At 49.5% G+C, this 14,042-nt stretch carries 13 protein-coding genes and 1 tRNA gene; 1 reads left to right on the forward strand and 13 read right to left on the reverse strand.

The features are described 5' to 3' along the window. Positions 1-133 precede the first annotated feature (133 nt). The 4 genes from FJQ58_RS16395 to nrdR form a co-directional block, all read right to left on the reverse strand. Positions 134-1,663 carry an apolipoprotein N-acyltransferase gene (locus tag FJQ58_RS16395; protein ID WP_139995303.1) on the reverse strand — a complete coding sequence of 510 codons (1,530 nt, stop codon included), beginning with the start codon at positions 1,661-1,663 and terminating at the stop codon, positions 134-136. A 97-nt stretch (positions 1,664-1,760) separates the two neighbouring features. Continuing rightward, positions 1,761-2,657 carry an AraC family transcriptional regulator gene (locus FJQ58_RS16400; RefSeq protein ID WP_139995305.1) on the reverse strand — a complete coding sequence of 299 codons (897 nt, stop codon included), beginning with the start codon at positions 2,655-2,657 and terminating at the stop codon, positions 1,761-1,763. 100 nt (positions 2,658-2,757) lie between these two features. Next, a tRNA-Ala gene (locus FJQ58_RS16405) sits at positions 2,758-2,833 on the reverse strand. Positions 2,834-2,938: 105 nt separating this feature from the next. Beyond that, positions 2,939-3,421, reverse strand: a complete 483-nt coding sequence (gene nrdR, locus FJQ58_RS16410) for a transcriptional regulator NrdR (RefSeq protein ID WP_139995307.1) — start codon at positions 3,419-3,421, stop codon at positions 2,939-2,941. A 143-nt stretch (positions 3,422-3,564) separates the two neighbouring features. Between nrdR and FJQ58_RS16415 the strand changes: the two genes are divergently transcribed. Continuing rightward, complete coding sequence (locus FJQ58_RS16415) at positions 3,565-3,783, forward strand: alpha/beta-type small acid-soluble spore protein (RefSeq protein ID WP_053377233.1); 219 nt, start codon at positions 3,565-3,567, stop codon at positions 3,781-3,783. Between the two features lie 109 nt (positions 3,784-3,892). Here the strand turns inward: FJQ58_RS16415 and FJQ58_RS16420 are convergent, their stop codons facing one another. The 9 genes from FJQ58_RS16420 to pstB form a co-directional block, all read right to left on the reverse strand. Beyond that, positions 3,893-4,459, reverse strand: a complete 567-nt coding sequence (locus FJQ58_RS16420) for a lytic transglycosylase domain-containing protein (protein ID WP_139995309.1) — start codon at positions 4,457-4,459, stop codon at positions 3,893-3,895. Then, a complete protein-coding gene (gene coaE, locus FJQ58_RS16425; protein ID WP_139995311.1) occupies positions 4,456-5,052 on the reverse strand; it encodes a dephospho-CoA kinase in 597 nt (198 codons plus the stop codon). Before coaE ends, FJQ58_RS16420 begins: the two co-directional genes overlap by 4 nt. Positions 5,053-5,067: 15 nt before the next feature. Further along, entirely contained in the window at positions 5,068-5,772 is a 705-nt protein-coding gene (gene ytaF / locus FJQ58_RS16430) for a sporulation membrane protein YtaF (RefSeq protein ID WP_238404092.1), read from the reverse strand. Positions 5,773-5,910: 138 nt separating this feature from the next. Further along, positions 5,911-6,756 (reverse strand): DNA-formamidopyrimidine glycosylase, encoded by an 846-nt coding sequence (mutM, locus tag FJQ58_RS16435; RefSeq protein ID WP_139995313.1) that lies wholly within the window; start codon positions 6,754-6,756, stop codon positions 5,911-5,913. 48 nt (positions 6,757-6,804) lie between these two features. Next, the gene (polA, locus tag FJQ58_RS16440) at positions 6,805-9,483 is read right to left on the reverse strand and encodes a DNA polymerase I (RefSeq protein WP_139995315.1); all 2,679 of its coding nucleotides are present in this window, start codon (positions 9,481-9,483) and stop codon (positions 6,805-6,807) included. 112 nt (positions 9,484-9,595) lie between these two features. After that, complete coding sequence (locus tag FJQ58_RS16445; RefSeq protein ID WP_139995317.1) at positions 9,596-10,810, reverse strand: EAL domain-containing protein; 1,215 nt, start codon at positions 10,808-10,810, stop codon at positions 9,596-9,598. Beyond that, complete coding sequence (locus FJQ58_RS16450; RefSeq protein WP_139995319.1) at positions 10,807-12,312, reverse strand: GGDEF domain-containing protein; 1,506 nt, start codon at positions 12,310-12,312, stop codon at positions 10,807-10,809. The genes FJQ58_RS16445 and FJQ58_RS16450 overlap by 4 nt, the downstream gene beginning before the upstream one ends. Positions 12,313-12,503: 191 nt before the next feature. Further along, entirely contained in the window at positions 12,504-13,163 is a 660-nt protein-coding gene (gene phoU, locus FJQ58_RS16455; protein ID WP_139995601.1) for a phosphate signaling complex protein PhoU, read from the reverse strand. 121 nt (positions 13,164-13,284) lie between these two features. Beyond that, complete coding sequence (gene pstB, locus FJQ58_RS16460; protein WP_054023757.1) at positions 13,285-14,040, reverse strand: phosphate ABC transporter ATP-binding protein PstB; 756 nt, start codon at positions 14,038-14,040, stop codon at positions 13,285-13,287. Between the last annotated feature and the right edge of the window lie 2 nt (positions 14,041-14,042).

The raw sequence follows: 14,042 nt of genomic DNA on the forward strand, positions 1-14,042 counted from the left end.
AACCACGGACTATCCCCTAGCTTTTAATGGGATGGCGAAACGCCTTCTAAAGACATTCAACTAACAAAAAGAAACTGCCCAAACCTGGCTGTGGCCGAGGATGAGCAGTTTCTCTTTGTTAGCACAATCGAACTCAAAATGTTGTTCGTGCTTTACGCACTTTGCTGATAATTGTTACTGCTACGGTAATAGTAAGAATCAGTAAAGATGCCGCTCCGCACAGTAATGGCAATAGATCTCCGATAGTCTTATATGCGGTATGTTTCCGATCTGATAAAGGAAGCTCCGCGGTCAAGACTTTGCCGTGATCGCTATCCAAATCGTTCATTTCTGCGACCTTCCGACCCTTCGAATCATATACCGCACTCATTCCGGCATGTGTGACGCGCAGAACTGGCATCTGATTTTCGATCGCTCGAAAAGCGCTGATTTCCGTATGATAAGGTGTAATTGACTCCCAGTCGCTGGATGGAATAATGAGTATATCAGGATTTTGCAAACCGGCTTCGCGAATTCGGTGTGGGAAATCTGCATCGAAGCAGATCGCTGCCGCAATTTTCCCTATGGCTGTCTCGACAACTGGTACCGCCTCTTCCCCTTTACGGAAGTAGCGCTCCTCCCCTGGTACTAAAGAGAATTTGGAGTATTCCGCTATTATCGTGCTATCTGCATCAATAATAACCACTTGGTTGTCCATCTTAGCTCCTTCCGGTGCGTTTATTCTCACATATCCTGCAACCAAAACCGCTCCATGCGCTGCCGACAATGACTGCAAACGCCGCAGAAATGCCCCTTCCTCTTGTTCCAGCACAATCGAAGCTCCCTCCGACCAACTGATCAAGCTGCTGCCACGTTCGAGCTCCTGCTCAGTACGGAGGAACAAGCCTTCATTTATACGATTTATCTGTTCGATTAAAGCGGGCTGTTCCGCTAGTTGATCATAAAATCCGGTCTTTCCCCATTGGTCGAATAATTGTTGTATTGTGTCATCCCATTTCATTCGTTCAGGAGTAATACCTGTCACCTTGATCGTTTCTGCCTGATTCTGTCCCGATTCCGGCACGATGCCTCCTCCGACAACTAGTAATAATACCGTTACAGTAATGAACAATAGCCGTTTATGTTGTCGAACACCATCGCGAAATCCGGATTGAAACGTATATGACATCAGCGAAGCGAACAAATACTGGATAAATATGATCCCCCATATCCCAAACACAGATGCCAACATCGCAATGGGTCTTATCGCCAATTGACTGTATGCAGCAGAATTAAATGTCCCGAACGCATTCCCATAGCTTGCAAAATATTCAAATGATGTCATCAACAACGGAAAAAATAACAAAGATGCTACATGTCTGGTTTGAGTGACCACCCATTTATTTAACAACAGCAGCACAATCAACATAACGGTAGAAATCAACACCGTGATTGAGTCAACTACGAGACCACCCGGAATGACACTTCGATTGGAAATGATCATCACGACACTGACGAACGCAAGTGCAATCGGGACTGATTGTTTTACTCTTTCTCTATACATATAGATCAGCAGCAGGGCTGGCGCTAGCCAAGCCGTCAACATATAGAGATTCGAAGTAATTGGCATCAAATAGAATAAACAGACAACAGCTATTAACCTGACATTCGAATTAAAGCGCACATCATTCACTTCCTTTCATTCTTGCCTTTACTTTAGCAAGAAGTCACAGGTCACGTTTGACGTTTATTGCTCTCATTTACAACATATAGAGAAAGGGCTACTGAACCGAAAGGTAAATTTCCACCTCCGCATCGTCTGAGTAAGGAGATTCAAATGTAGGTAAATACTTTTCAAGCAGAAGCTCGCCTGTCAGTTTCGCATTTGAAGCAGGAATGCGGTATTGGTACAAAAAATGGTAGGTTGAGAGAATGTTGTCCTTATTCGTTTGAAACAACTTGCCCCGATGTACGAACTTCATCATGTTCAGCCCGTTTAATTCGATTTGCATCATTCCTGACGGGAGAATCCCCAACTCCTTCACTTCAACCGCAACCATTTCCTTAAAATAAGCTGTTTCGCCGATGTAAGAAATGTCGTAGCACAGACGGAATACAGTATCCGATTTCCGGTTAGAAATTCCTTCAGCTTGTTGAATGAACGATTCGATAAACGGAAAGATTGTGCTCACATTCTCATCGCACGACAGTCGTTCCATGCCGACGAGCTGTATATTTTCAATCTTTTCATGATGGTCAGTTACGAGCACATGGCCATGTTTTGCTTGAATATCCAACCAGATCGATTCTATATCGATTCTCGATGACAGTTCACCCAATCGATGATCCTTGCCTGCATACATTGAACGATATTTTGCGGGGGGAATCTGATACATTTTTTTGAAATTGCGGCTAAAAACCTCCTGTGAGCCAAAACCGTATTTAACTGCAATATCCAAAATACTGCCGCGAGCTTTTCTCAATTCAGCAGCAGCACAAATCAATTTCCTCTTCCTTATGTAATCGTATATCGTTATACCGACCACTGCTGTAAAGAGACGATAGAAATGGAACTTCGAGATATAGGTCATTCCAATCAAACGGTCAATGTCGATTTGTTCCTCGATATGCTCTTCCACTGAATCAACAAAACGCTGAATCGCCTGTAGATAATCCATCGTAAACCCCCCTTCTCAACATTATTATGATTTCATTCCTTAGGCATTCCAACAATAAAACAGAAAACCACGTCCTATGGACGTGGTTGATTTGTTTTATTGGTGGAGACTAGCGGGATCGAACCGCTGACCTCTTGCATGCCATGCAAGCGCTCTCCCAGCTGAGCTAAGCCCCCAGAATCAATCTAGTGCTGGTATTCATCTTCTGAGCATAAAAGCATTTACTCTTATTTGCTCTAAATAACGACAAGATTGAGTTTAGCACAGGTTGGCTAGAATTGTCAATCCTTATCTATCATGCCGTTAAGCGGATGTTTGGAGAGCAAGCTGTTAAGCTCCTTCATGAACATATCGATGTCCTTGAATTGACGGTATACGGATGCGAAGCGGACGTAAGCGACCTCATCGACAGGATAGAGCTCATTCATGACAATCGAGCCAATATCGCTGCTGTCAACCTCGGCATGCGCCGTTGTACGCAGCTCCTTCTCTACCTCGGACACAATAACCTCCAGCCGCTCTACTGGCACTGGACGCTTCTCGCAGGCGCGTATCAACCCACGCAAAATCTTATCGCGGCTGAACTCTTCGCGGCTTCCGTCTTTTTTGATCACAATTAGAGGCGTTTCTTCAATCATTTCGAAGGTCGTGAAGCGACGGCTGCACTTCTCGCATTCACGGCGGCGACGAATTGATTTGTTTTCATTGGCGGGCCTGGAATCTAATACTTTGGTTCCGGCATAGTCGCAATATGGGCATTTCATGCTGCGTTGCGCCTCCTTTCTTCATTGCAAAAGCCTTTGAAAACGGCTCTTCTCAAATAAATTTTAATTTCCATGTAATTCCTGTAATGAACTTTTGATTTTTGCACATAATACTTTTACCAACCGCAAGGAGGTGAACATACATGAGCGCATCCCGCAGCAGTAACCAATTGGTAGTGCCACAAGCGACAGCTGCCCTTGACCAAATGAAATATGAAGTTGCTCAAGAGCTAGGCATCGCGATTCCGCAAGACGGATACTACGGCAACATGGCTACAAAAGACGCAGGCTCGATCGGTGGATACATCACTCGTCGCCTGGTGCAAATTGCCGAGCAATCTCTTGCTGGTCAATACAAATAATGCTTTATTACTTGTTGTATGAATAACGGAAGCTTTGGATCTAGCCCGCCCATGAAGCGGCGGGCTTCCAAGGCTTCATTGTATTTTCGCATTTGGTGTCGTTCCGTATTTAGAAGCTCGGATATAAATCCTTGTACTTATTATAATAATAGAACACCCGCTGTACATAATGCCTGGTCTCGCCAAATGGAATCTGTTGTACAGTATCTATTGTACCGTCCCATACTCCCGAGTCAAGCCACTTCCGAACATTACCTGGACCGGCATTGTATGCGGCTACGGCTGCGATTTTATTTTGATCGAATTGCTGATCCAAAGACTTTAAGTACCAAGCCCCTACTTCGATGCTCACATCGGCCCGATGCCGAAGCATGTCCTCTGTTACTTCAGCAAAACCAGCCTTCTGAACAACCCAATTGGCCGTGTCCGGCATAATTTGCATCAGCCCGAGCGCGCCCTTCTTCGAATCCTTACCTGTTTGATAATTGGTTTCGCTACGAATAATCGCGGCAACCAAATGCGGCTCTACGCCGTAATTTGCGGCGCTTGCGCGAATATCATCCTTGTAATGCACCGGATACATCCACTCCGCAAGCCAATCGGACTTTAGAAACAAAATCGTAATCAGCGCCAACAGCAACACAAGCAGCACTCTTTTCTTTAGCAGCACTCTCATGGCAATCTCTGGCTCTTCCAAAATTCGTTGATCTGCCGCTTTGTTTCCTCTAGCGTTCCGCTGTTGTCGATGACCCATTCCGCTTTCTGCCGCTTCAGCTCAATATCCATTTGCAGCTCTACACGCCGCTTCGCTTCTTCTTCCGTATACAGATTGCGTGCCATTAATCGGGAAATCTGAACCGCTGCAGGCACATACACCACCATAATGCCTTCATATAAATGCGCCTGATTGGTTTCATACAACAAAGGGACGTCTGCAATGACTAGCCGATTAGGGAATTGCTCGGCATACTTATGTATCCGCTCCTGCATGAGGGTTCGAATTGCCGGATGGGTAATGGCTTCAAGCTTCGCTAATGAAGCTTTATCGCGAAATACGATTTCGCCAAGTGCCTTCCGATTGAGCGAGCCATCCGCTTCAAGTAAAGCTTGTCCGAACGTAGAGGCAATTGCCTCTAATGCTGGTTCACCTCGTTGAACGACTTCCCTTGCGACTCGATCGGCATCGACCAGCAGCGCACCGCGTTCTACGAGTAAGTTTGCGATTGTGCTTTTACCGCTGGCAATACCGCCGGTTAATCCGATTTTCATCCATTTCACCTCAAATTATAACAGCTTCATGATTCCCATTACGATTAATAATAGACCTGGCAGCATGGACAAGGCTTGCATGCCCTTCCAAGCTGAGAAACGAAAACCGAACCGAATGCCTCCCACAAGAAAAATCGCGCTGGCTGCCATTATCGCAATCGAAGTCAGCAACGCAGGCAAACCAATCATGGCCGCGCCTAGCCCTGCTCCGAAGGCATCTAACGATAACGCAACGCCGAGCATGACCGCCTCTGAAGCGGAAATCGTACCCGATTTGTCGACGTCAGCCACTTGCGGAGTTCGAAGAATTTGAATGACGAGGCCTAAACGCTTTAGTTCAACCATCACAACTAACGCCGCGGCAGCAATATCTCCGGTTGGCAATTCCCTATCGGCTTCGATTTCTGTACCCGATGGTCCTTGGCTGTCCGCACTCTCTTGATTTTGCCTTCCGCGCCTCCATTGCAATAGCGCCCAGCATCCAATCAAAATCAGAACGCATGCCCCAATTAGCCTCGCCACAAATTCGGTGAGAAAGCCGGTCAGCCAGCCGCCAACCTGCATGGATAAGAAAATAATCAATCCTGAACAGCCCGCGATGATGATGACAGACAGCAATGGAATACGAATTCTGCGTAGCCCATACGTAATGCCAACACCAAATCCGTCTAAACTAACGGCAAAAGCAAGAATCAACAGCGAAGCAACATGCGCGAACAATCGTAAAGTCCCTCCCCGCACGGCGGCAGCCCAGCTCACCATCATGGGTGAGTAGTCATTCGCCTATTGTTCGTAACACACTTATCATATGCGGGGAGTATTTGTCTGTGCATGCACAGCTATAAATGCTATTTCTTCCTAGCCCTTCGTTGACAACGACAGCGGCTGGCATTTGCTGCATATATGGGTGCCTCTGCCGCCAACTACGAATTTGTGTATCGGTCTCTTACAGGTCGGACAAGGCTCATCCTTCTTGCCGTATACGAGCAGCTGATGCTGGAACATGCCCATTTCACCCTGTCCGTTCACGTACGATTTAATTGACGATCCGCCTGCATCTACGGCATTGCCGAGAGTAGTTCGAATCGCTTCGTATAATCGTTTCCATTCCGCTGGCTTAAGCGTATTCGGCGTTCTCTCCGGATGGATCTTCGCTTGAAAGAGCGCTTCATCCACATAAATATTGCCAAGCCCAACAATATGCTCTTGATTGAGCAGCAACGGCTTAATCTTAGAAGCGCGTTTCTCCAGCTTGCTGCGCAGCGCATCTACGGTAAACCCAGGCTCCAGCGGTTCAATCCCCAGCTTGTTCAGCGGCGGAAGCTCCAGCTCATGTCCCGTTTGGAATAAATGCATCGTGCCAAACTGGCGCACGTCCTTATAGCGAAGATCCGTACCGTCCTCGAAATGGAAAATCACATGCGTATGCAGCTCGATCGGCTCCTCCGATGGGAATACACCATACCGTCCCTCCATGCGCAAATGCGATACAAGCACTAAGCCATCCAACATAATTCGCAAAAACTTGCCACGGCGTTCCACCGTTTGGATGGTATGTCCGACAAGGGCATCCGCGAATTGTTCAGGTTCTGCAGGACGCTGTATAATACGCGGGAGTCTAACGGTAACCGCTTGGATTCGTTTACCCGCTACTAGTTCAATTAACGTTCTTCTTACGGTCTCTACCTCTGGCAATTCAGGCATTTCTCCTCACCTCAATAACCATTATACCTGAAAACGGCCGAAAATGGGCTATTTCGCTTCATACCAATTGTCACCGAAACTCATATCCGCTTTGAGCGGCACATCCAATTTAAGCGCTCCAGCCATCACTTCCGGCACCAGCGTCTTCATCAGCTCAAGCTCGTCCGCAGGAACCTCGAACACGAGCTCATCGTGTACCTGCAGCAGCATGCGGCTCTTCAGCTTGCGCTCGCGCAGGGCGGCGTCCATATGCACCATAGCCAGCTTGATAATATCCGCCGCAGTCCCTTGAATCGGCGTATTCATCGCCGTTCGTTCCGCAAAGGAGCGCAAATTGAAGTTCGAAGCGTTGATGTCGTTCAAATATCTGCGTCGCTCCAGCAGCGTAGCCACATAGCCATCCTGCCGTGCTTGCTTCACGATGTCGCTCATATATTGACGGACGCCTTTGAACACTTCCTTGTAGTCGTCAATAAATTTCCCGGCCTCTTTACGCGTAATCCCTAGGTTCTGCGATAGGCCAAAATCGCTGATTCCATAAACGATGCCGAAGTTGACCGCCTTTGCGGAACGGCGCATATTCGAGTCCACTTCCTCTGCTGATACACCGAACACGTCCATAGCCGTCTTCGTATGAATATCCATGTCGTTGATGAAGGCTTCCTTCATATTCTCATCATCGGCAATATGCGCGAGCACCCGCAGCTCAATTTGAGAGTAATCGGCTGCAAGGATGGACCAGCCCGGCTCGGACGGCACGAAAGCTTTACGGATTTGGCGCCCTTCCTCCAGGCGGATCGGAATGTTTTGCAGGTTAGGGAACTGGCTGCTAAGGCGCCCGGTAGCCGCTATCGTCTGGCGGTAATACGTATGCACCTTGCCCGTTTCCTTGCGCACCTCCTTCAGCAATCCTTCCACGTAAGTAGACTGCAGCTTGGAGAGCTGGCGGAAATGCAAAATAAGCGGAATGATCTCATGGTATGGCGCGAGCTCTTCAAGCACCTCGGCATCCGTCGAATAGCCGGTCTTTGTTTTCTTCTTAGCCGGCAGGCCTAGCTTCTCAAACAGAATCTCGCCAAGCTGCTTCGGCGAGCCAATATTGAACTCCGTCCCTGCAAGCTTGTACACGCTGCTTATGATCGTCGTCAGTTGGCTCTCCAAATTGCGGCCGAGCGCTTCGAGCTCCTCCGTTTTCACCTTGATGCCGAGAAACTCCATACCGGCAAGAATGCGGGACAACGGATGCTCCATGTCAAAATACAGCTTGCTCATGCCCGTCTTGCTAAGCTCCTCCGTCAACAGAGGAACTAATTGGCGGACGGCTTCAGCCTTAAGCGCCAAATGACGGTATAGCGTCTCTGCCTCCGGCACTTTAAATCTTGCGCCTTTGCCGTATACCGATTCATCGGAAGGCAGCGCTGCGAGTCCCTGCTTGTCGTTAATGCCGCTCAGTGTTTGGCTTGCTTCCGTCGGGTCTAGCAAATAAGCGGCAAGCTGCACATCAAACGCGGCGCCTTCAAAGTTAATTCCGCTCCACCTGAGCGCAAGCTCGACCTTATGCTGGTCAAAGCCATACTTCGGCTTGTCCGCCTGCTCCAGCCAGTCGCGAAGCTTCGCTGCGAAAGGCTCCTTCACAACGGAATAAGGTAGAGCAAACACCTCGTGCTCCGTCGCAATCGCAAGACCGATCAGCTTGGCTTGATGCGGATTCTCGCCGATGGCTTCCACGTATAAGCCGTTTTTGTCCGAGTGCCCGAGAAGCTCGATCAGCTTATCCAGCACAGCGGCATCCTTGTCCGATTCTATTACATGAATATTCAGATCCGCAGCCGCAGCCTGCGCCTGCTCCTCCATATCGCCAGCATCGTCGCCTAGCTCCAGCCGGTCGATCAGAGATTTGAATTCCAGCTTGCGGAACGCCTCGGCCAGCTTCTTGCCGTCATAGCCCTCGTAGCGGATTTCCTCGACGCCCTTCTCCATCGGCACCTCGCGGAAAATCGTCGCCAGGCGCTTGCTCATCGTCGCGTCATCCTTGTGGTTCTCGATATTTTCCTTGAGCTTACCTTTCAGCGTGTCGAGGTTGTCCAGAACGCTCTCCACCGAGCCATGCTCATGAAGCAGCTTCAGCGCGGTCTTCTCGCCGACGCCCGGCACGCCAGGAATGTTGTCGGAGGTATCGCCCATAAGCCCTTTAAGATCAATTATTTGCATCGGCACCAAGCCGTATTTCTCTTGAATCGCCTCTGGCGTATAAAGATCTACCTCGCTAACGCCCTTACGGGTAACCGCAATGGTCACCTTATCCGACGCCAGCTGCAGCATATCCTTATCCCCCGTGACGACGAATGCTGGTACGCCCTTCTCGTCGGCAGCTTTAGTCAACGTGCCAATAATATCATCGGCTTCATAGCCGGAAAGCTCATATTGCGAAATGCCGAATGCATTCAGCAGTTCCTTAAGCACCGGAAATTGCTCAGACAGCTCTGGCGGCGTCTTTTGCCTGCCGCCTTTATATTCGGTATAGCCTTCGTGGCGGAATGTGATTTTGCCAGCATCGAATGCGACAAGCACATGAGTCGGCTTCTCTTGCTCAAGCAGCTTAAGCAGCATGGTCGTAAAACCAAAGATTGCATTCGTGTGCTGCCCCGCCGAATTGGTTAGCGGAGGCATGGCGAAGAATGCGCGGTAAGCAATACTGTTTCCATCAATAAGCATCCATTTTTCCATGGGAATCAACACCTTCTTTATGTAGCATACATACCTCTAAGTATACCACAAAAAGGGCTTTTCCCAAGCATCGCCGCCGTAGGAAAGCCCTCTCTCTTCGTCATAGGTCCGTTTACGGGAAAGCCGCAGGCCTGCCGAGCAAATAACCTTGTGCATAGGCAACGCCTAGCTCCCGTACCTTAGCCAGCTCTTCTTCCCGCTCAATCCCTTCCGCAATGATGGCGATGCCCATTTTGTCCGCTAGCTGGATTAAGGTATACAGGATATGCTCCTTCATCTCGTCCAGATCGATGTTCTGAATAATGGACCGATCCACCTTCAAATAATCCGGACGCAGCTCGATGATCGACTGCAATGACGAGTAGCCTGCCCCCACGTCATCGATCGCGATTTGGTAGCCTTGGCTGCGATAATGCTCCAGCACCTTCTTCACGGAACCAAAGTCGGCAATCGAGCTTCTTTCCGTAATCTCAAACACCACATTATGCGGCGACAGCCGATGCTGCTCAAGCAGGCTGAGCGTCTGTCCAGGCGAGAAATCCGGGTCTTCCATAATTTGCGCCATGACATTGATAAACAGCTTCTGTCCCTGTCTCAGCGGGATGCACCCGTCGATCGCCTTCTCCCTTGCCAGCCTATCGAGCGAATAAGTCAGGCCTTCTTGCTCTGCGAATTGAAATAGCTCCATCGGACCCGGAAACCATGTCCGATCCGCTGTCCGGGCTAAGGCCTCATAGCCGAAAATCTCTCCGTGGCTATGCAGCGACACAATCGGCTGATAGACGGGCTCGATCAGCCTCTCCCCGATTAAGCGGTCCAATGCCCGGCGCATCAGGCTGCGCTTCATCGCTCCGGCGGATTGACCGTGCAAAATCGCTTTTTTCATCACCTCATACCAGATTAAGCCATCCGATAGCCCTGCCCCAGCTTCAACCACCGCAACGCCTACGTGCAGCTTTCCTTTGGGCAGTAACTGTTTCTCGATCTCCCATTCTTCCGCAAACTGCTGCTCCCAAGCCTCCGTATGCTTATGCGCGAAATCCAGCAGCCATTCCTCCAGTTGAACCTGGCTGCCCGCTGGCAGGCGCATATGTATGAATAGGTCATCCTGCATCCATTGCAGCCCCTCATAAAGCATCGAGCTGCGAAATACAGATTCTGCTTCACGTTCTGCAAATTGATGCCATTGCTCTTGAAAAGATGCTGTGCTGCTCCTCTGATTAGCAGCCGTATGGTGCCAAGACAAATAAATCATACCCAAATGGCCCGAACATTCATTTTCCGCATCTGCTGGCTGTCCTAACTCCCGAAGTTGTCTCACGTTCACTTTCGTTCCTCTCCATGATGCATTCCTATTATTTGGTCCATGACATAGACGCTTCCTTTGCGGGCCTTTGCTTGCTTCTTCAGCTTAGCAGCAAGGCGCGGAATATCCTCCGCCGCAAGCGGGACTTCCCCATCCCACAGCATCAGCGACAAGGAGAGCGTCACGCCTCCCTGTTCGACGGGATTGCCATGCCGATCCTCAACCGTCGTAACCTCCACGCCGCCATAGAAAGCTTTGATGCCTTCATCGAATCTCTCAATCAGAGACTGGCATAACAACTCTGCGTATTCCGTACCCGTAACCGCAATGAAGTCATCTCCACCGATATGCCCGATGAAATCGCCATTCCCGTCAAAGCGCTCACGCTCTCTGCGCAATAAGTCGGCAACATAACGAATAAGGTCATCACCCAGTCCAAAGCCAAAGAAGTCGTTGTACCATTTAAAATAATCCAAATCGGCATAGATGACAGCAAACGGCTTCTTTAGCGCAATACGCTGCTGCAGCTCATGCTGAATCTCCTCGTTGCCAGGCAATCCCGTTAGCGGATTCGCGGTTCGAGCAGCCTCTGTCCGCAGCGTAGTAATGCACTCCAGAATGGAGCGGATGGAAGCCGCGCCGGCCATTTGGCCTTCTTTTGTAATAAGAACGACGTCATACAGCTGGGAGAAATCCCTTGCCATTGCTAGTTGAGATACATATTCAACGGGAAGCTGCTCGTCGACAATGAGTGGTTGGTTATTCATAATCCGATCTACCGGCCTATTCCAGTAGAGAGGCAGCCCGAATTGTCCCGCCAGCATTTGATGGAGCTTCTCTTTCATCAATATCCCGATTGGCCGGCCTTGGTCAACGATGACTGCGCCCTGTGCTTTAGCGTTCGTATCGAATAGGTAAGCAACCTCCGATACTCTGGCCCGTGCTGGAAAAATGGGAAAAGGAACGGCAAGCGTACCTATTCTTACACTCTTCCCCTGCAGCTGCGGTTCGATCGTCTGCGGTTCAATCGCCATGCCCGGATGGCCGTTTTGTCTCCCGATCTCATGATGCTCCGTCCCAATCGGAAGGTTATAGGCGCTCTGCTCCATGGCATCCATGAGCATCCGGAAAATAACCGTTTCCGAGGAGCGTCCCGTTGCGGGCGGAAATGCCACCGCCGATCCAAGGCTGACCTCCACATCCTTATCTTCTCCTGGCTTGCTTGCCGCTTTGGCCCAGGCCGCCCGGAGCTTGCTGTTCAAGCGCTCCTGCGCTTTCTCGATCAGCTTGTCGATGGGCTCATCCTTCGGATGCCTGGCGAATAAATAAAAATTTTCCCATTCCAAGCGCTGGCGCCATATCATTTTCGGTTCTTCGCTCTCCCAGAGCTGCAATACAGACTCGGAAGCCGCGTTCCCTATGCGGAATCGAACATAAATGACGCCAATGCCCCCGTCATGCCAGCGCTGCTTAATGCTGCGGACCATTTCCCGATTGAATAAACCAATCCCAACCTCATCCATCCGAATCCCCTCGATTGACAATCGTCTATTTCCGTTGCTTTGTGTATTACTTTACCAGCTATTTGTGAAGTAAGATGCATAAAAGCATTAACTTTCGGTAAAATTCGACATTTTTTTAGTTCTTTCGTCATATATAAAAAAGACCATCTAAGTCGATTCTCTTAGATGGTCCTCCATTTGGGCGTTAATGGCTATACATTCAAATCCGGCCTATTCCCGGTAACGAGGTATACGACGCTCTCGCCGATGTTCGTCGCATGGTCGCCAAACCTTTCCAGGTAACGGCCAACGAAGCTGAGCAGCGAAGATTGTGTAATATTGCGGGGATTTTCCATCATAAGCGAATATAGCTCGCGTGTAATTTGTCCATACAGCGCGTCGACCTGATCGTCGTCCTTCGCCATCTTATAAGCCAAATCCACATTTTCTTGAATGAACGATTGAATGGATTCGTACGTCATCAGCTGCACGATCTCCGCCATGCGCGGCAAATCGATAAGCGGCTTAATCAGTTCCTGCCCTTCGAGGCGCAGCACAACTTTGGCGATATCCACCGACAGATCGCCCATCCGCTCCAAATCGCTGGCGATTTTGAAGGCAGACAGTATGCGGCGCAAATCCTTGGCCACCGGCTGCTGGGTTGCGATCAGCTTCGAGCCGATCTCGGTAATTTTTTCTTCCATTTGATTGAGCGACGGATCATTCACAATCACTTGCTTCGCACGGGCTACATCAACGGATTTTAATGCCTCCATCGATTCAACGAGCGCCTTCTCCACGAAAGTTCCCATATCAATGAGCAAATTATGAAGATGTTCAAGTCCAAGATCAAATTCTTTACGGGTGGTCATCACAGCGGCATTCCTCCTAAAGGTTGGTCAAGCGCGCTTGCAATCTGTTTGCAAGCCTATCATTGCTCATGCGTACATACGTGGTTTGAATGCCGTCCTATGATGCCTGAAGTGCGGCTGCTCAGCCGAAGCGTCCGCTAATGTAATCCTCGGTGCGTTGATCGGTCGGGTTGGAGAACAGCTTTTCCGTATCCGAATATTCAATTACCTCTCCATTGAGGAAAAATACTGTTTGGTTGGATACGCGCGCAGCCTGGTGCATATTGTGGGTAACCATAACAATGGTGTACTTGTCCTTCAGCTCTTGGGCAAGCTCCTCGATTTTCAGCGTGGAGATCGGGTCAAGCGCGGAAGTGGCTTCGTCCATCAGCAAAATATTCGGGTTTACCGCAAGCGCGCGGGCAATACACAGCCGCTGCTGCTGTCCACCGGACAGTCCGAAAGCGGAACGCTTCAAGTGATCCTTTACCTCTTCCCACAGTACGGCCGATTTCAAGCTGGTTTCAACGATTTCATCGAGCTCGCGCTTGCTTGTAATGCCATGCAGGCGGGGGCCGTAAGCCACGTTGTCATAGATGGATTTCGGGAATGGGTTCGGCTGCTGGAATACCATACCGACTTTTTTGCGAAGCGTCTCTACGTCAACCTCATTCGAATAGATCTCTGTTCCGCCAATGGCAATGCCGCCCTCGATGCGCGTGCCGGGAATCATGTCATTCATACGGTTCAGCGTCCGAAGCAGCGTTGATTTGCCGCAGCCGGAAGGCCCGATAAATGCCGTGATGGCCTTCTCCGGAATCGTTAGCGTTACATCCTTCAAAGCGTGGAAAGCGCCGTAGAACAAATTCAATTTGTTAATATTAATAAGTGCTTCCATTT

This window comes from Paenibacillus paridis (assembly GCF_006345825.1).
Classification (GTDB): Bacteria; Bacillota; Bacilli; order Paenibacillales; family Paenibacillaceae; genus Pristimantibacillus; species Pristimantibacillus paridis.

What these genes read in the sequence shown, in the direction of transcription:
- phoU (WP_139995601.1), bottom strand. Translation starts at nt 13,163, where the DNA reads ATGACCACCCGTAAAGAATTTGATCTTGGACTTGAACATCTTCATAAT.
- mutM (WP_139995313.1), bottom strand. Translation starts at nt 6,756, where the DNA reads ATGCCTGAATTGCCAGAGGTAGAGACCGTAAGAAGAACGTTAATTGAA.
- pstB (WP_054023757.1), bottom strand. Translation starts at nt 14,040, where the DNA reads ATGGAAGCACTTATTAATATTAACAAATTGAATTTGTTCTACGGCGCT.
- polA (WP_139995315.1), bottom strand. Translation starts at nt 9,483, where the DNA reads ATGGAAAAATGGATGCTTATTGATGGAAACAGTATTGCTTACCGCGCA.
- FJQ58_RS16450 (WP_139995319.1), bottom strand. Translation starts at nt 12,312, where the DNA reads ATGGATGAGGTTGGGATTGGTTTATTCAATCGGGAAATGGTCCGCAGC.
- FJQ58_RS16420 (WP_139995309.1), bottom strand. Translation starts at nt 4,459, where the DNA reads ATGAGAGTGCTGCTAAAGAAAAGAGTGCTGCTTGTGTTGCTGTTGGCG.
- FJQ58_RS16400 (WP_139995305.1), bottom strand. Translation starts at nt 2,657, where the DNA reads ATGGATTATCTACAGGCGATTCAGCGTTTTGTTGATTCAGTGGAAGAG.
- coaE (WP_139995311.1), bottom strand. Translation starts at nt 5,052, where the DNA reads ATGAAAATCGGATTAACCGGCGGTATTGCCAGCGGTAAAAGCACAATC.
- FJQ58_RS16415 (WP_053377233.1), top strand. Translation starts at nt 3,565, where the DNA reads ATGAGCGCATCCCGCAGCAGTAACCAATTGGTAGTGCCACAAGCGACA.
- nrdR (WP_139995307.1), bottom strand. Translation starts at nt 3,421, where the DNA reads ATGAAATGCCCATATTGCGACTATGCCGGAACCAAAGTATTAGATTCC.